The organism is Parapedobacter sp. GCM10030251 (assembly GCF_042666505.1).
In the GTDB taxonomy this organism is placed as follows: Bacteria; Bacteroidota; Bacteroidia; order Sphingobacteriales; family Sphingobacteriaceae; genus Parapedobacter.
Map to the genome: position 1 here is coordinate 1 of NZ_JBHTDN010000020.1, position 19,592 is coordinate 19,592.

General features: G+C 53.0%; 4 protein-coding genes. 3 read left to right on the forward strand and 1 reads right to left on the reverse strand.

Going from position 1 to position 19,592, the window contains the following annotated elements; all coding sequences use genetic code 11:
- The first annotated feature begins 300 nt into the window (after positions 1-300).
- Both ACFQRK_RS23320 and ACFQRK_RS23325 read left to right on the forward strand, forming a co-directional pair.
- Positions 301-1,077 carry an OmpA family protein gene (locus tag ACFQRK_RS23320; RefSeq protein WP_379010787.1) on the forward strand — a complete coding sequence of 259 codons (777 nt, stop codon included), beginning with the start codon at positions 301-303 and terminating at the stop codon, positions 1,075-1,077.
- Positions 1,078-1,625: 548 nt separating this feature from the next.
- A complete protein-coding gene (locus ACFQRK_RS23325) occupies positions 1,626-2,270 on the forward strand; it encodes a response regulator (protein WP_379010789.1) in 645 nt (214 codons plus the stop codon).
- Here ACFQRK_RS23325 and ACFQRK_RS23330 read toward each other — a convergent pair.
- On the reverse strand, positions 2,242-5,259 hold the full coding sequence (locus tag ACFQRK_RS23330) for a sensor histidine kinase (protein WP_379010791.1): 3,018 nt from the start codon (positions 5,257-5,259) through the stop codon (positions 2,242-2,244). The genes ACFQRK_RS23325 and ACFQRK_RS23330 overlap by 29 nt on opposite strands.
- A gap of 395 nt (positions 5,260-5,654) precedes the next feature.
- Here ACFQRK_RS23330 and ACFQRK_RS23335 point away from each other — a divergent pair, with 395 nt between their 5' ends.
- On the forward strand, positions 5,655-19,559 hold the full coding sequence (locus tag ACFQRK_RS23335) for a CshA/CshB family fibrillar adhesin-related protein (protein WP_379010793.1): 13,905 nt from the start codon (positions 5,655-5,657) through the stop codon (positions 19,557-19,559).
- Positions 19,560-19,592 lie beyond the last annotated feature (33 nt).

Genomic DNA, 19,592 nt, shown 5'->3' on the forward strand with positions numbered 1-19,592 from the left:
GTCGGACATGCCGCCTTGGGCGGGGACGGAAGCATCCTGTACTTCGTAAGCGATATGCCCGGCGGCCGGGGCGGCACGGACATCTGGTACAGCCAGAGGCGGGCAGACGGCAGCTGGGGTGCACCGGAGAATGCGGGCGCCGTCATCAACAGCGCAGGCGATGAGCTGTTCCCGAACATCGGCCCGGACGGCACGCTTTATTATTCGAGCGACGGGTTCGCGGGCATGGGCGGGCTGGATGTGTTCGAGGCCACGGGCAGCGGGCAGCAGTGGAGCGCGCCGCGGAACCTTCGCTACCCGGTGAATTCGCCGGGGGACGACTTTGCTTACATCACAACCTACGAAGGGGATGAAGGTATCGCAGGCTATCTGTCCTCGAACCGCACAGGGGGAAAAGGGAGCGACGACATCTATTCGTTCACCTACGAGAAGCCGCGGATCGTCATCATCCTGCAGGGTACGGCTTCGGATAAAAACACAAAGGACCGGCTGGCAGATGTCTCAGTGACGCTGTATGACGGCAAGCGGGAAATCGTAGCGAGGAAGCGCACGGACGGCAGCGGGACGTTTGAGTTCGTGCTGGACAGGGACAGGCAATATACGGTATTGGGGCAGAAGGAGAAGTACCACGGCGATTCGGCCAGGGTAAGCACGGCGGGCATCACGATGTCGGATACGCTTGAGGTGGCTTTGCTGCTTGAACCCATATTCGAGGTGGGCAGGACCTTCGAGCTGGAGAACATTTATTATGACTTTGATAAGCACAACATCCGCCCGGACGCAGCGGCGGTGCTGGATGAGCTGGTGCGTACGCTTCGCGATAACCCGACGCTGCGGATCGAGCTTTCGAGCCATACGGACAGCCGGGGCAGCGATGCCTACAACATGGCCCTTTCCCAGCGGCGTGCGCAGTCTGCGGTTGACTACCTGGTGAGCCGGGGTATCGCGCGTGAGCGGATGGTGGCCAGGGGCTACGGGGAGACACGACTGGTGAACGGCTGCGGCAACGGCGTGCCGTGCAGCCGGGAGGACCACCAGGCCAACAGGCGCACCGAGGTAACCGTGCTGGAGTATTAATTGGCCCGCTTCACGACGCCGTATACGCGGCCGAGCGCAATTCCGTGAAAGTGACATCGAGCAGTGCCGACGGTATTGCCGCGGAGAGTAAGTCCGGGGGTTGGCTTCGGAGCTCGGTGCATACTCCAAGGGTACTCGTTCTGGTCTCGGACGTACCTCGGTGCGGCGCGGTGCGTTGGAGTGCAATACGGGTATGCATTCAGTAAGCATGCTGCTCCGAAGCGGGTACGGAGAGGGGGACCGGCATATCCCTGGCAACCCGTGTGCCTAAGTCCACCGGAACTGTAACACTTCCTGTGGTCACGTAACGTCTGCCGCGCCGCCGCCGCTAACCGGTTGAAATTTCCATCAAAATAAAAATATGATTGGTGATAATTATTTTGGTTATCAATTAATTATGGTTTTTATTTCTTTTATTGTCGACAAACGCTTTTTTTTATAGCGATATAGCGATATCTTTATTCGCAGATACTTACAGGGTAATCGCTATATTCAAAGGATATAGCTCGATCCCAAACAGTTTATTGTGCGTACTTCTACCGTTTTACATGCCGTTACACGTCGTTATTGCCGATGACCATGGTGCTATTCGCGTTGGTTTGAAATACATAATCCGCGAATGGATGCCTGAGTCCCGGATTTCTTATGCCAAAGATATGACTGAGCTCATCGCACTTTTAGATGCGGTGTCTCCCGAGGTGATCGTATTGGATATTAATCTTCCGGGAGGAAACAATTTTCAAGTGGTCAAGCAGTTAAAAAAGAAGCGTCCCCACACCCGGGTATTGGTCTTTTCTGCATACAATGAAATGCTGTACGCACTGCGCTATATAGACGCCGGTGCGGATGGCTATTTGCAAAAAGATGGCGATGAGGACGACTTCCGGGAGGCGCTGAATACAGTCTGTAGAGGACGAAAATACCTAAGCCCTAAAATGCGCGATTACCTGCTTGAACGTCGGTTGGGCAATGTAGAACTCGGGGAAAATCCGTTAGCCGCGTTGTCCGATCGGGAGACAGAGGTTTGCCAGCTTTTGGTGACCGGAAAAGGCGTCAGCGAAATAGCGAACGAATTAAACCTTCATACCTCTACCGTTGGTACCTACAAAAGCAATATCTATGCAAAATTGGGGGTGCAAAATCTATCGGAATTGATCGCCAAGGTCACCATGTACGCCGTGGTGCGAACGTAATCGTTATGGCCGTACCGTGGCCGATTGCGCTTCTTATCATCATCGTGCCATTGATTAATCTAGCCATATGCCATACTAGGATCAGCCCCAGCCCGCCTTTTTCGCCGGATAAGCCTTTTGGTCGGCCATTCTCTGGATTGTTGTAGCGTTCCATTTCGCTGCTGGACATGCCGATACCCGTATCGACCACTTTCAGGCTCTGTGTGTCGCCGTCTGCGTGAGCCGATACGTAAACAAACCCGTTCTTTGTGAATTTGATGGCGTTGTCCAGCAGATTATGGAGAATAATCGATAAAATCTCCTCGTTCGAATGCACCGCACTGCCTGGTGAAATTTGGTTGACCAGGTTTGTTCCGGCAGCAAGGGCAATGGGATTGAATAACTTGAGCTGCTTTTGGGCAATCGCATGCAAGGATACAGCATCGAAATGGATTTGATGGGTATCAAGCATCACCTTGGCCAGTTGCGAAAGGTTATTCGAATACCGAAAAATCTGCTGCGTGGAGTCGTAAACCAATTGGATTTCCTGCGTAAGCGGCCCATCTTCGGCTTGGCTTTGGGTAGATATGCCCTTTAATGCCTGCACCACATAGTTTAATGGCGCACGGATATCATGAACCATCGAGGCCGAAAGCAGCTGTTGTAAGGAGTGTTGTTGAGCAAGTTTGGCAGAATGAGAGGCTACTTTACGGCTAAGCTGCTCATTCTGATGGACGATAAAACGCGTCCTTAGCCGGAGAATAACCCAACCGATGGCAATAAATAGAATAAACAGTACAAGCAAAAACCAAGCAGTTTCATAAAAGCGAGGTGTTACATAAAGCGTTATTGAATGATAATGATAGTCATTTACATCCCAACCTTGGCGCATCTTAAACGTCACGGTGTGGTAGCCAGACGACAACTCATTAATGGATAAGGTATGGTCTGCAGGATTCAATGGCAACCATTGCATCTTGCCGGTGCTGGTGGAAATCGCGTATTCCAAGCGAATATTCTTCAGATGGCTAGCATAAGGAGTGGACACGGTAAGGTTGAGCCGGGAAAAGTTTGACGGCAGTTGTATGCTATCGTGCGCCGGAATGGCTGTACCGTCCAGATTTACTCCGTCGACCAACAACGGCCCGGTTGGCCACTCGCCGCGGATGCTGTCTGGATGGAACCAAACTAATCCATTCAGTGAAGGAAAAGAAAACATGCCGTTGGGCAGTTTAATCGCGCAAGGGTTACAACCGCCGTTAAATTCATTGGTAGCAAAACCATCATCAACGCCGAAATGAAAATAATGCAGCCTCGTAGCCTGAGGCTTCCGAAAATCCAACAAGTGTTGTTTTTTTACCCGAAATAAGCCCTTATTCGTACTAATCCAAAAATAGCCCCGTTGATCTTCCAATATACAATGTGCGGAGCGCAAAAACCCGGCTTCGTCCATCGGCATCGGATACACGGAGGTGTCCTCATGGAAGAAAACACCGTGTTGCTCGGTACAAATCCACAGCCGGGAGGGATGCGTTTCATCCTGGTGGAGGCTCCGTATGTGATATTGCTTAAGACCTTTGATCGGATAGGCCGTCTTCGTGCCGATATGAAATCGGTAAAGCCCCTGTGATGTGCCGATCCATATGTTTTCCAGATCGGCCTGCTGGATTAGCGAAATGGCGCTTGGCAACCGGGCCAATAACGTAAAGGTTCCCGCATCTTGATTCCACTGAAACACTCCGCCTTGGAGGCTGCCCAAGAGCAGTTTGTGCTGTTGGGTGCGAAATAACGCTTGACCCGGTTCGGGATTGGGAACTTTCTGCAAGAGCTTGTCGCCCAATGCAGAGTGGCAGAACAGAGTATCTTCGGTCAGTGTCCACAACCGGTCGTTGGCATCGTACACGTGGGCATATTGGCGGCCCATGTTTGAAAATGCGGGAATAACCCGGCATCGCCCTGCAGCGTCGTACCGTTTGCCATTATCCGTCAATACCGATCCGTCCTTTAAAACAAGCTGCGTATAGTAGATATCGTGCGGCGGCGTTTCCGGAGCCCGGACGACGGAAAAATGTTTCCGCCTAAGCACAAACAATCCTTTACTATCACTGCCAAGCATCAACCGTTGATGAGCGATGTCTAGATATATGACAACAATACGATTCGCTTCAATATCGAAATCGCTTAAGATGCGGGAACTATACAGATTGCCCTGCTTGTCAGGGCGAAGCCAATAGAGGTTATGGTTGAATTGAACAAACAGTTGATTGGCTGCATTGTTCCAGAAGAGGCTAAATTTGCCTTTTTGATATTCATCCGCCAGGTCGCCCACGATGCGCACCGGACGGACTGTCCCCAGCGTATCGATAGCTAAAGCCTGGTGGAGGTCTTTTATGTAGTATAACTCGTCATTCAAGCTGACGAACTGCCAAAATGATTTTCCGGGATTCGGAATGCGAAGCGATGGCGCTGAGACGCCGCTGTTGTACCAAATGATGGAATCTTGCTTAATGACATAATGTGCCCCGCGGATATCACCCACCCGCAGGTTTTCGATCTGCAGATTCGGGTAGCGATTGGGCAGCCCCGTGCTGAAATCGTTCGCCGGGTGTTGCCACGATAAATGCGAACGCCAAGGCGGCGCTGCCTGGTTGACGATGCGGGCAGTGCCATCATAAAGGTAAACCCATTGGTTGCTGGCCGTATGTGCCCATAGGGCGCCCGGTACGGAGTCGGTGTGCAGGCTTGTCATCCGCTCGCTCTTCAGCCGAGTAGATAAGCTATCCGGCAATTTGAACCGTTCATGCCCATCGAAACGTACCACACCCCTTTCGGTAATCAGCCAAACGAATCCAAGGTTATCGGGTGCAATGCCTTTAATGCTGTTTTGAGGCAATCCATGTTCATCGGTATAATGGAAAGTCAGGTAGTTTGTTTCATCGGCTAAGATGAGTTGCGGCAGAAGCGGAAAAATACAGCAAACAAGCCGTAACCAAAAATTGGTAAATCCCATTTGGTTTGATCTGATAGATGGTATCTGTGACGAACTACGAAGGTAGAAAAAAAAACGTAATGGAGATAAAACTGACAAGGATAATGCCTAGAAAAATTACTATAGCAGGCTCGTAAAATTACTTACAGGATGTCGAAAAGACACGATTGACGCCGATAACTAATTGGGGATATTTTTGATTGCTAAAGGAATAGCAGGTTGTGCATGATTGTTCTCGATCCGTTAACCGCTGTAACTCAATGACACATCTATCAATTGGCAGGTACTAAAGTGAAGCATCCTATGAAAAACAGCTACCAGTTTTCCCGCATTTGACCCTACATCACTACGACATCCATTACACTTCCTCGCATGTATAGGGAGTGATTAATTTTTTATTGCAAACCGTGAAAAGCATGAATGGCATCATTATTCCTTTAACATTTTTATTAGGTAAGTTCGGTTTAATCCTTGGGCGCGTTAAGCTACTGATCGTTTCGCTGGTTCTCTTTGGACTGTCATTGCTTGCTGCCCAAGTATTTGCCCAAACGCAGATGAAGCAGGCTACAGGTGGAGCTGGTAAGTATCGGAATAGCATTTACTGGTTTGATTTCGCTGGTTTGGATATGGTGGCCGGGCAGACCAGAACCTATCAGTTTACGGCTAATGGCGTTGACATAACCGTCGTTATTGATCAACTTAACAATCAAATAATCGGGTATCGGCCGGGGGCTTATGTCGATGACCGAATGGATGATCTTTATAACATTGGCGGTGCGGACGGTGCTAATACACTAACGAACGCTATCGTTAACTACACATCGGGCACGCAAGTTTCCTTTCGGCTGAGCGCTTACGCCACCTCCAATGGACAGCCCGCTAATATAGGGCTAGTCTTTGGTAATGGAGAGGCAGACGCGGTACAACCTAGTAATGAATTTACGCAAGGAACAACGAATGGTGAGCCTTGGCGACTATTGGAGGCAGGTGTGTATAATAATACTACCGATCGCCAAATTACCTTTTATGACGACAACCAAACCGCGCGGTTGGCTTGTTTGGACAATGTTGCACTCCTATATAGTCAAAAGACGGCAACAAACGAAACAAACCCATTGACAATCAACGCTGTGATTAATGGCGGGGGAAGAACGGCAATGGCTTTGGGTGTAATGGCTTATTCCGAGCGCGGAGACTCACCGGAAAACTATGGTATTGCCTCTCACACTATTACCCCATCCATAACGGGCGGGACCAATCCCGGTTCGGGCACCGGCAACACCGTTTATATCGCAGCTCCTCCAGCTGGAGGGCAATTGATTACAGCCGGAACGGTAGCTCCGGCCAGTACGCCAAAGTTGGGTGCGCTACCCGGCGACTTTGACCCTTCAAGTTTTACCGGTTTAGGTACCAATGCCGATGCAGACGACTTGAATGGGCAGGATGATGAGGATGGAATTGTTTTTGAACCGCTTCTCACGAATGTTGCTTCGTACAGCATAGACGCGATTGTAGGAAATTCGAGCGGATCACCGGCCTATTTGGTGGGGTGGATCGATTTTAACAAAAACGGCACATTTGAGGAAGCGGAAGGTGCTGCCGCTACGGTGGCCAACGGTGCAACCACTGCCACACTCAATTGGACCGGACTAAGTGGCTTGACAGCAGGGCCAACTTACGCCCGATTCAGAATATCAACCTCGCCGAATTTAACGGTGGCTAATCCAAGTGGATCCCTGAATAATGGAGAAACAGAGGATTATCGATTAACGATCAATGAACCGGTCGAAATCTGCGGCAATGGCATCGACGACGATGGTAACGGCGTGGCCGATTGTGATGATCCGGCCTGTAACCCTTATGTGAATTATTTTGCAAATGGCAGTTTAGAGAATTATACACAATGTCCAAACTTAAGCGCATTAGGAACTATCGCCTACGTAACCGGTTGGAAAACCAGCCAACCGGCTCCATCTGGGACAGGTGGCCAATTGATGGTTAACGATCCAGAGAAGGGGTGCATATCACCGCGCCCAGCGGCGAGTTGGCCCGCGAGCACCAATTTACCGGCTGGTTCAGATGGTGTTGCCTGGGCTGGGATGCATGGAGGAGCAGCCAATTCAGGTTTAGAAGATTTCCAGAATACCTTGATTGCGCCACTGCCCGCTGGAACCTACACCTTTACGTTTTCTGCCGGCTATTTAGTTGCCAGCCCATATACTGCTCCCGGTTTCTTCCGATTTTACGGGGTAAGGCCCGGTGAAGCCGACTTTACCACCGCGCATCCATTAGGTGATTCGCCGCTCATTAATAATGCCTTATCTTCGTCTAATCCGACCTGGAAAGAATACAGTTTTACGTTTACATCAACGGAAGTCTACGACCGCATTTATATGGTGGCGTATTCCGGGCCCGCCGGACAATCTTATTTGGTTTTTGACAGTTTCAAAATGGTATACAATCCGCCGATGGTGGGACTGCAAAACCCCGCTGCCGCCTGTCTGCCGGACGCTATATTCGAGGTGAAAAACCCCGATCCGGCGTGGGTAAGCTATCAGTGGTACATGGACGGACAACCGATCCTCGGCGCTACGGACCTTACCTATCAACCTCGCACAGGGCAACTGGGCGTATTTACGGTGGAAGCCATATTGGGCAGTGGATGCAGGACAGCGCAGTCTGCCGGCATTACCTTGAGCAGTAGCTGCCCGGTGCCGTTTGAGTGTAATGGGTCGGCGTATTTAGCAACTACCCCTCCCGGTGCTACAACATCATCGCTACTGGTAATCAACCCGGAAAATCCAACGCAGGTACAGGCGACAATTGCATTTTCCATACCAGATACTTACAATGGCATCGGTTACAATTTCGAGGACAATCTAATTTACGGCGTAGTTTCGGGTACTTCCGCGCAGTTAGATCCCGCTGATATGGTGCGGATCGATGGCACCGGTAAAGTGACGAGGTTGCCTCGGCCCACGCCCCTGAACGCCACAGAGGCGCAACGGATGGCGACCTGGACCAACGTAGCTACAGCAAATACAAATGGAGCACGCGTAAATTTAGCCGCCGGGGTAGTTGGTTTAAATAACATGTATTATTCAACCGTCCTGACCAATAATGCGTCCATAACCTTTCTGGTAAAAGTCGATCTGACCACCATGAAATACACGCTGGTTAGGCTGTCGCTGAATTACGCTTCCATGTCAGATATCGCTTTCTCTCCCCTGGATGGCATGATATACGGTGTACAGGGAAACCGGGTCGTCCAAACTAATCCTGCAAACGGAACGCAGACACTGGTTACATTAGCCGCGGGTTCAGCACCAATGGCAGGCTGGGCTGCCGGCGGTGCCTGGAACGATGTGCAGGGCAGGGTATACTTTTTCGCCAATGGCGGAACGGTGGAACAGGGAGGCCAGCGGCTGTACCGCTATAATCCGGCTAACAGGTTGCTTGTTAATCTGAGCGCAGTAAATAATTATCCGGGGCTGGACGCAACGGCTTGTTTTCCGACGCGAATGGACAAAAAAGTGATCATGCCGGCAGGCGGGGTGAAACCCGGTGACGTTGTTGAGTACGAGTTCAGCATCTACAACGGCCAGTCGTTACCGGTAACCTTTGACTTCGAGGACGTGCTCACATCAACCGATCTAGGCTGGGTGGATGCTTCGGTCAGCCCGGCCTCACCGGGCGGCGGAACAGTCAGCATATCAGGAAATACCCTGCGGATCTCGGGTATCACAGTAAATCCAATCCCGCAGACTAGTGGCCAGCCGCTTACCTTCCGGGTATCGGTAAAAATAGCTGACAACGCCAGCTACAACAGTTGTTATACGAATCAGGCCACTATCCGGACAGGAAATCTCACCGTGTACAGTAATAATCCGGATACACCGGAAGGAAACGACCCGACCGCTTTCTGCTCGAATCCTTGTGACGTACCGGCTCCGATAAGTGGCGGCAACCTGCAAGCCTGTGTGTCCGACCTGAACGGTGGAAAATTGACAGCTTCGGCCACAGCTGCTGCCGGTACCCAATTGATTTGGTATGATGCACCAACCGGTGGAACTGTGGTAACTGATCCAAGCTTAAGTGCAGTTGGAACGGTTACTTACTATGCGGCGGCGGATGATGGAACATGCATCAGTTCGAGCAGAACTCCGGTGACCTTGAATATAACGGCAACACCGATCTTGGATGAGCAGCAGGATACCACCTCCTGCGGACCGTTCGAATTGCCCGCCATCGTAGGTGAGCATTTAAGCGGGAACGAAGCGTATTACACGGCACCCAACGGGGGAGGCACCAAATACCTTCCGGGCGATGTAATCAGCACGCCGGGCACTTCCACGCTCTACATTTTTGATCAAAGCGAGGCGCTTACCAATTGCCAAGGTAGTTTGGCGGTAGCACCGAATACAAGCTATACGCTCAGCAATCTATTTGACGATACGCACTTCCGCTATCCGGGTACGGTTGATCCCGCGTTCTGGCAGGGAACGGGTAACCAGCAGATTTTGTATAACAGCCCGGGTACGCCCAGTGGAGGTATACAGACTTATCTGGGCATTATTGGTGACGTGTCAGTAGGCAGTACCGCAGACTGCTTCGGAAGCGAAGTGAGTATAACAGCACAGGTAAACGTGGCTAACCAAGGCCCGGGTCCGGCTTATGGCTATGCCGGAAGATTAGCGATTTTTAACAAAGCGACAAACCAGCGATTGTATGATGCGCAGTTACCGGCGAACATGGCCGCCAATACTTCGGTATTGTTGACGGTGACCGGAACGGTCCCGTTGCCGGAAGTATTGGCGGGAAATATCGCGATTGTGATTGTCGTGGAGACCGATCAGTTATCTGCGCCAAAAAACTGGTTGCTTTCTGACTTCAGAGCGTCTTACCAATTCTTGCCGGAAACCACCCAGGCTTGTTCGGCAGAAACTAGTTTCGAATTGACGGTCAATGACGTTCCAGCAGCGCCGACCAGCGATGGGAACCAACAAGCTTGTATTGCTGACGTTGCCGATAAACTGACAGCCACCGCCACGGCCCCGACCGGAGCAACATTGATCTGGTACGATGCACCGGTAGGTGGAAATGCGGTAACCGATCCAAGCTTGGATACGGTTGGCGTGATTACGTATTACGCCGAGGCTGACAATGCTACTTGTGTAAGCTCGACCAGGACACCGGTGACATTGAGCATCATGGAGTCCCCCGTGCTTTCTGAAGTTGAAGATGTCGTCAATTGCGGCCCCTATGAATTACCCATCATACAAGGCGAGCACCTTACCGGTAATGAAGCTTATTATACGGGTACGGGCGGTACCGGCACAAAGTACTTACCGGGCGATGTCTTCAGTACACTGGGTACGTCTACACTGTACGTGTACGATGCAACGGAACCGAGCGCTAATTGCGCTGGCAGTTTATCGGTTTCCAACAATACGAAGCTTACCCAGGATGATATGGGCGGTGCTTACCTCTATGATGTTGACAATACAAATTTTTGGAATGGTACTGCTAGTACGACGATAAACTACGACCCCGCTGATCCAGCTTGGAGCGGACAAACCTATAAAACAATTGCCGGCGATATTAATATCTCCGGCGCCACGGAATGTTTTGGCACGCAAGTGCAGATAACCGCCAAAGTTACCGTAGTGAATAACGGCCCGGGACCTGGTAACGCATATACAGGCCAACTGGGCATTTGGCATAATGAGACCAACCAGACGCTATATACTACGCATTTGCGTTCAACGCCGGTTGGACCGGCAATCGATCTTACCGTTACGGGCGTAGTGCCATTGGCGGACTTAGCTGCCGGCAAACTTTCTTTTATCGTTTCACTGGAAACGCTGCATGGCAGCACCAAGAGTTGGACGGTTTCCGGTTTTGAGGCCGATTATCAGTTTCTTCCTGAGACAACGGGAGTGTGTTCGGCCGAGCGCAGCTTCGAGCTGACCATCAACGAAGCGCCCGCAGCACCGATCAGCGGCGGAAACCAACAGGCTTGTATTGCTGACCTTGCGGATAAATTGACCGCTTCGGCCACTGTGCCGGACGGAACACAGTTGGTTTGGTACGACGCTCCGGTGGGTGGTAACGTGGTGACAGACCCGAGTCTGGATGCGGTCGGTACGGTTACCTATTTTGCAGCAGCAAATAACGGGATCTGTGACAGTCCAACAAGAACGCCGGTAACATTGAGTATTACGGCTTCTCCGGTATTGGATGAGATAGAAGACGTAGCTGCGTGTGAAGTATTTACCCTGCCCGAGATTACCGGTACCGGCCTATCCGGAAACCAGGCGTATTATACGGCACCGAATGCAGGCGGAACGAAATACCTGCCGGGTGACCAGCTGAGCTCCGTGGGTACAACGACGCTGTATGTCTATGACGAAAGCGGAGCGGTGGCCAACTGTGCCGGAAGTTTGAGCGTCGTGGCCAATACGAGTTATCCCAAGGCTGATTTTGATCAGCTGGCCAACCAGAATACGGTGATGCAGTATCCGCGGGCAATAAATCCGGCGTTCTGGAGCGGCACCGGTACGCAAGTGATCGACTACAATGCGGCCGATCCGATAGTCGATGACCAGACCTATCCGGCGATAATCGGCAGAGTGAATATTGCTGATACCGATGACTGCTTCGGTACGGATGTGTTCATTTCGGCCGATGTGACGGTAACGAATAATGGCCCTTCCGCTGGTTTTGGTGGTGTTGGTTATTTTTCCATCATCAATACCGCAACGAATACGCGTCTGTTTAACGGCGGCATGCCGTCGAGTCCGGCTGCTGGAGCCACGTTTCAAGTCCATGTGGAAGGTGTTGTGCCGGTGGCCGATGTGCTGGCCGGAAACATCAGTATCATGATTGTGGTTGAAACCCATCACAACGGTGCTAAAAACTGGACATTGTCCAATTTCCAGTCGGCTTATCAATTTTTACCGGAAGTAGCGCAGAACTGCTTTGACGAGACTTCGTTTGAGGTGACGATTAACGAGGCGCCGGTGCTGGTGATCACCGATCCGGCAGCGGTTTGTTTGCCCGGTACGGTGGATATCACTGCCAGCGAGGTAACGCAGGGCAGTGCACCCGGCCTAACATTCGAATTTTTCGTGGATGATTTGGCCGCACAACCACTGAGCAATCCGGAGGCCATATCCGTTTCGGGAACATACTACATCAAAGGTACGGACCCGGTAACCGGATGCAGCGCCATTGCGCCGGTTGAAGTAGAGCTCATCGGCCAGCCGGAACTGCGGGTTGGCCAGCCATTCTGTACCGGTGGCCAGGGCAGCATTGAAGTGCTGTCGCCATTAGGCCCCGAATTTGTATACTCGATTGATGGAACTAATTATCAGGCAGATCCATTGTTTACGTCGGTCGCGCCGAACACCTATCAGGTGACGGCGATGAATACAGTGACAGGTTGCGTGAGCGAAGCCACGGCGGCGACCATTGATCCGGCACGGCAGATACCAACGCCCGAGGTCATACAACCAGACTGTTCGACTCCAACAGGTAGTATTATCGCAGCCCAGTATGCAGGCGCTACCTACTCAATCGATGGGGGTACAAGCTTTGTTAATAGCAATGTCTTTACCGATTTGGCCCCAGATGTTTATACGCTTATCATCCGAGATGGTGGAGATTGTGATAGCGAGCCGGTGACGGTGACCATCAACGTACCCCCAACGGCACCGGCTTTGCCAATAAGTGGCGGCGATCAACTGGTTTGTGCAGAAAATCCGGTGCAGACGCTGACCGCCACTGCAACCGTAGGGAGCGGCGAAACGCTTGTCTGGTATGACGCGCCTGTGGGTGGAAGCGTAGTGGCTAATCCGATTTTAAATGCCATCGGAACGATAACTTATTATGCAGAAGCGACAAATGGGTCCTGTTCGAGCCCCACAAGAACGCCTGTTACGCTGATGATTCAATCAGCGCCTCATATCGAGCCTATTGAAAACCAAGAAGCTTGCGAAGCGTATACGCTGCCCGAAATTACCGGGGTTAATCTGACAGGTAATGAGGCTTATTATACAGAACCAGGCGGTGGAGGGCAAATGTATGTGGCTGGAGATATAATAAACACGGTAGGAACGACGAATTTATATATATTCGATAGGGCGGAAGGACAAACGAATTGTGCTGGATCACTATCGGTTGTGAAAACGACAAAAGTCAGCCAAGCGGACCTAGAAACCCTTTTTTCCTTTGTGCCCCATTATCTGACAAACACCTACGATCAAGGGCTTTGGGAAGGAGTTTCAACCGCGATTAACTACGATGCTACTGATCCAAAATCAATCAGTCAGACCTATAAAACGGTTGTGGGAGACGTAGTATTGACAGGCTCTCCGGCATGTTTTGGTTCTGCAGTGCGGATTAACCCGAAGGTCAGGATTACAAACAACGGTGCGGATAACGGAAGAGGGTATGCAGGCCGGGTGTCTATTGTTAATAATGCGACAAATACCGAAATAAACTTCGCTCAATTAACGGATACTCCAGTGGGAAGTCCGGTGGATATCGACATAGCTGGCGTGGTGCCTGTTAGCGATTTGGTAGCCGGCAATATTAGTATCGTTATTTCGGTAGAAACCTATCACACTGACAATTATATCAAAGATTGGACAATATCCGACTTTTCGGCTGCCTATCAATTTATACCGGAGTCTACTGAAAGTTGTTTTGATGAAGAAAGTTTTAGTGTAACGATTTATGAGATGCCTACTGCGGTTGCGGGCGCTGATGAAACGCAGTACAACAGCGGTGTGTTTACATTGGATGCCGCAACGCCGACGGTTGGAACCGGTGAGTGGAGTGTGGTTAGCGGAACACCGGCGGTTGAAATAGTGGATGTTACCGATCCGAATGCAGCCATCACGTTGGATCCGAATACATCGGTGACCTTGCGGTGGACGGTTACCAATGGAACGTGTGTTGCTTTTGATGATGTGGTGCTGAGCTACGTTTCACAAGCGGATATCGAAACGGTGAAGGTGACCAGCACAGCCGGGCAGACGGAGTTCACCCCGGGTGAGTCGGTAGACTACACGATCACAGTAACGAACAACGGTCCGAGCGATGCGCAGGATGTAAATGTGGAGGATACGGCCCCTGTCGGAACGACGATAACGAACTGGACGGCGGTGGTGACCACCGGCACAGTTACACTTCCGGCCACAAGCGGCACAGGCGATATCAATGAAACGATTGCCACGCTTCCGAACGGCGCTGTGGTGACCTATACGGTGACGGTGCAGACGCCTCCGGACTTCGACGATGACCTGGTGAATGCGGTTACGGTGACCACGCCGACACCTGACCCGGATCCGACCTGCGATGACTGCACGACCCCGCCATTGACACCTGATCCGCAGGCGGACGTGGTGACGGTGAAAGTGGTGAGTGATGCCGCTCAGACGACCTTTGTTCCCGGCGAGTCGGTTGATTATACGATCACGGTAACGAACAACGGCCCGAGCGATGCAACCGCTGTGAACGTGGAGGATACGGCACCGGCCGGAACGGCGATCACGAACTGGACGGCGGTGGTGACCACCGGCACGGTGACATTGCCGAATACTTCAGGCACGGGCGATATCAATGAAACGATAGCCACGCTTCCGAACGGCGCTGTGGTGACCTATACGGTAACGGTGCAGACGCCGCCGGACTTTGACGATGACCTGGTGAATGCGGTTACGGTGACCACGCCGACACCTGACCCGGATCCGACCTGCGATGACTGCACGACCCCGCCATTGACACCTGATCCGCAGGCGGACGTGGTGACGGTGAAAGTGGTGAGTGATGCCGCTCAGACGACCTTTGTTCCCGGCGAGTCGGTTGATTATACGATCACGGTAACGAACAACGGCCCGAGCGATGCAACCGCTGTGAACGTGGAGGATACGGCCCCTGTCGGAACGGCGATCACGAACTGGACGGCGGTGGTGACCACCGGCACGGTGACATTGCCGAATACTTCAGGCACGGGCGATATCAACGAAACGATAGCCACGCTGCCGAACGGCGCTGTGGTGACCTATACGGTAACGGTGCAGACACCGCCGGACTTCGACGATGACCTGGTGAACGCGGTTACGGTGACCACGCCGACACCTGACCCGGATCCGACCTGCGATGACTGCACGACCCCGCCATTGACACCTGATCCGCAGGCGGACGTGGTGACGGTGAAAGTGGTGAGTGATGCCGCTCAGACGACCTTTGTTCCCGGCGAGTCGGTTGATTATACGATCACGGTAACGAACAACGGTCCGAGCGATGCGCAGGATGTGAACGTGGAGGATACGGCCCCTGTCGGAACGGCGATCACGAACTGGACGGCGGTGGTGACCACCGGCACGGTGACATTGCCGAATACTTCAGGCACGGGCGATATCAATGAAACGATAGCCACGCTGCCGAACGGCGCTGTGGTGACCTATACGGTAACGGTGCAGACACCGCCGGACTTCGACGACGACCTGGTGAATGCGGTTACGGTGACCACGCCGACACCTGACCCGGATCCGACCTGCGATGACTGCACGACCCCGCCATTGACACCTGATCCGCAGGCGGACGTGGTGACGGTGAAAGTGGTGAGTGATGCCGCTCAGACGACCTTTGTTCCCGGCGAGTCGGTTGATTATACGATCACGGTAACGAACAACGGTCCGAGCGATGCGCAGGATGTGAACGTGGAGGATACGGCCCCTGTCGGAACGGCGATCACGAACTGGACGGCGGTGGTGACCACCGGCACGGTGACATTGCCGAATACTTCAGGCACGGGCGATATCAATGAAACGATAGCCGCGCTGCCGAACGGCGCTGTGGTGACCTATACGGTGACGGTGCAGACACCGCCGGACTTCGACGATGACCTGGTGAACGCGGTTACGGTGACCACGCCGACACCTGACCCGGATCCGACCTGCGATGACTGCACGACCCCGCCATTGACACCTGATCCGCAGGCGGACATCGTAACGGTGAAAGTGGTGAGTGATGCCGCTCAGACGACCTTTGTTCCCGGCGAGTCGGTTGATTATACGATCACGGTAACGAACAACGGCCCGAGCGATGCAACCGCTGTGAACGTGGAGGATACGGCACCGGCCGGAACGGCGATCACAAACTGGACGGCGGTGGTGACCACCGGCACGGTGACATTGCCGAATACTTCAGGCACGGGCGATATCAATGAAACGATAGCCACGCTTCCGAACGGCGCTGTGGTGACCTATACGGTAACGGTGCAGACGCCGCCGGACTTTGACGATGACCTGGTGAATGCGGTTACGGTGACCACGCCGACACCTGACCCGGATCCGACCTGCGATGACTGTACAACCCCGCCACTGACACCGAATCCGCAGGCGGACGTGGTGACGGTGAAAGTGGTGAGTGATGCCGCTCAGACGACCTTTATTCCCGGCGAGTCGGTTGATTATACGATCACGGTAACGAACAACGGTCCGAGCGATGCGCAGGATGTGAACGTGGAGGATACGGCCCCTGTCGGAACGACGATCACGAACTGGACGGCGGTGGTGACCACCGGCACGGTGACGCTTCCGGCCACCAGCGGCACGGGCGATTTGAATGAGACCATACCGGTATTGCCGAACGGGGCAGTGGTAACCTACACAGTGACGGTCCAGACACCGTCCGACTTCACCGGACAACTGGTGAACGCGGTGACGGTAACCACGCCGACCGAGGATCCCGATCCGACATGCGATGAATGCGAGACGCCGCCATTGGATCCCGATCCGCAGGCGGACATCGTGACGGTGAAGACGGTAAGCGCGGCCGGGCAGACAGCCTTCGTTCCTGGCGAATCGGTTGACTACACGATCACGGTAACGAACAACGGCCCGAGCGATGCAACCGCTGTGAACGTGGAGGATACGGCACCGGCCGGAACGACAATAACAAATTGGACGGCAGTGGTAACCACCGGCACGGTGACATTGCCCAACACCAGCGGCACGGGCGATTTGAATGAGACCATACCGGTATTGCCGAACGGGGCAGTGGTAACCTACACAGTGACGGTACAGACGCCGTCTGACTTCACCGGACAACTGGTGAACGCGGTGACGGCAACCACGCCGACAGAGGATCCGGATCCGAGCTGTACGCAATGTACCACGCCGCCATTGGATCCGGCACCGAAAGCGGACATTGTAACGGTTAAGACTACCAGTACAGCCGGGCAGACGGAGTTCACGCCGGGCGAGAGCGTAGACTACACGATTACGGTAACCAACAACGGTCCGAGCGATGCCGTGAATGTGAATGTCAGTGACACGGCACCGGCCGGAACGACGATCACGAACTGGACGGCGGTGGTGACCACCGGCACGGTGACACTTCCGAACGCAAGCGGCAGCGGAGACATCAATGAAACGATCGCCACGCTTCCGAACGGGGCAGTGGTGACCTACACAGTGACAGTACGGACGCCTTCGGACTTCACCGGACAGCTTGTGAACGCGGTGACGGTAACCACGCCGACAGAGGATCCGGATCCGAGCTGTACGCAATGTACCACGCCGCCATTGGATCCGGCACCGAAAGCGGACATTGTAACGGTTAAGATAACCAGTACAGCCGGGCAGACGGAGTTCACGCCGGGCGAGAGCGTAGACTACACGATCACGGTGACCAACAACGGTCCAAGCGATGCAACCGCTGTGAATATCAACGACACAGCTCCTGCCAGTACAACGATCACCAACTGGACGGCCGTGGTAACCACCGGCACGGTAGCGCTTCCGGCGACCAGCGGCACGGGCGATTTGAATGAGACCATACCGGTATTGCCGAACGGCGCGGTGGTAACCTACACAGTGACGGTACAGACACCGTCGCACTTCACCGGTAATCTGGTGAATGCGGTGACGGTCACCACGCCGACGGAGGATCCCGATCCGACGTGTGCGGACTGTGAGACCCCGCCATTGACGCCTGATCCGCAAGCGGATATTGTAACCGTTAAACAAACCAGCACGGCAGGTCAAACCACATTCGTTCCGGGCGAATCGGTTGAATACACGATTACGGTGACCAACAACGGTCCAAGCGATGCGCAAAATGTAAATGTTGTAGATACCGCCCCCGGGGGGACTACCATCAGCGGCTGGACGGCGGTTGTCACATCTGGCACGGTGGCGTTGCCGAACATCTCAGGTAGAGGTAATCTCAACGAGACCATACCCACATTGCCTAACGGCGCGGTGGTGACTTATACAGTAACAGTGCAGACGCCATCGGACATGACCGGCGATTTGGTAAACACCGTCATGGTGACCACGCCTACGCCTGATCCAAACCCGGGTTGTGACGGCTGCACAACACCGCCATTACCTATTAGTAACGTTTCTAACCTCCGCGTAAGCAAAACGGTGGATGTAAACGAGGCAATGGTTGGAACCGATGTGGTGTTTACCATACAGGTTTCCAATGCAGGACCGCACAACGCCTCCGGAGTGCAGGTAATCGAGCAGCTGCCGTCCGGCTACACACTGGTAAGTCATGAGGCGGGTACCGGTTCATACGACGCCGAGACCGGCGTTTGGCGGGTAGGTAATCTTGCCAATGGCGCAATGGCTTCGCTGAAAATCACGGCGACCGTGAATGCATCAGGTGATTACCGGAACATTGCGGCTGTCGAGGGTAATGAACGCGATCCAGATGAGAGTAACAATTCGGACGAAGTGACCGTTTCTCCGGTGCATCCGCCGGTTGCCTCCAACGATGAGATCGTCGGTAGATCGAACAATGACCTGACGATCCCGATCATAACCAACGACAACGGATCGACCTATCCGTTGGATCCGGCATCGATCGAGATTGTGAGCCCGCCGCAGAATGGTACACTCATCATTAATCCAGACGGAACGGTGACCTTTAAGCCGAATCCAGGTTATACGGGTCCGGTAACCTTCAGCTATCGCGTGAAGGACAGTGCAGGAAACTGGAGTAACATTGCAACGGTATCGATTACGGTAGAGCCAAATCCGCTGCGTATTCCGAACGTCTTCACTCCGAACGGTGACGGACAGAATGACCGGTTCGAGATCATCGGAATCGAGGCGTTCGACCGGGTTGAGGTCACGATCTTCAACCGATGGGGCAACGAGGTTTATAAGAGCAGGGACTATGACAATAGCTGGGAGGGCGATGACCTGAATGAGGGGACGTACTACTACATCATCCGGTTGTATAGCGGCACCGGAGAGCACGAAGAGAAAGGTTGGGTATTGCTGAAACGGAAGTAGCAGGACAGTTTGATTAAACCATAGAAGATCAGA

What these genes read in the sequence shown, in the direction of transcription:
- ACFQRK_RS23325 (WP_379010789.1), top strand. Translation starts at nt 1,626, where the DNA reads ATGCCGTTACACGTCGTTATTGCCGATGACCATGGTGCTATTCGCGTT.
- ACFQRK_RS23330 (WP_379010791.1), bottom strand. Translation starts at nt 5,259, where the DNA reads ATGGGATTTACCAATTTTTGGTTACGGCTTGTTTGCTGTATTTTTCCG.
- ACFQRK_RS23335 (WP_379010793.1), top strand. Translation starts at nt 5,655, where the DNA reads ATGAATGGCATCATTATTCCTTTAACATTTTTATTAGGTAAGTTCGGT.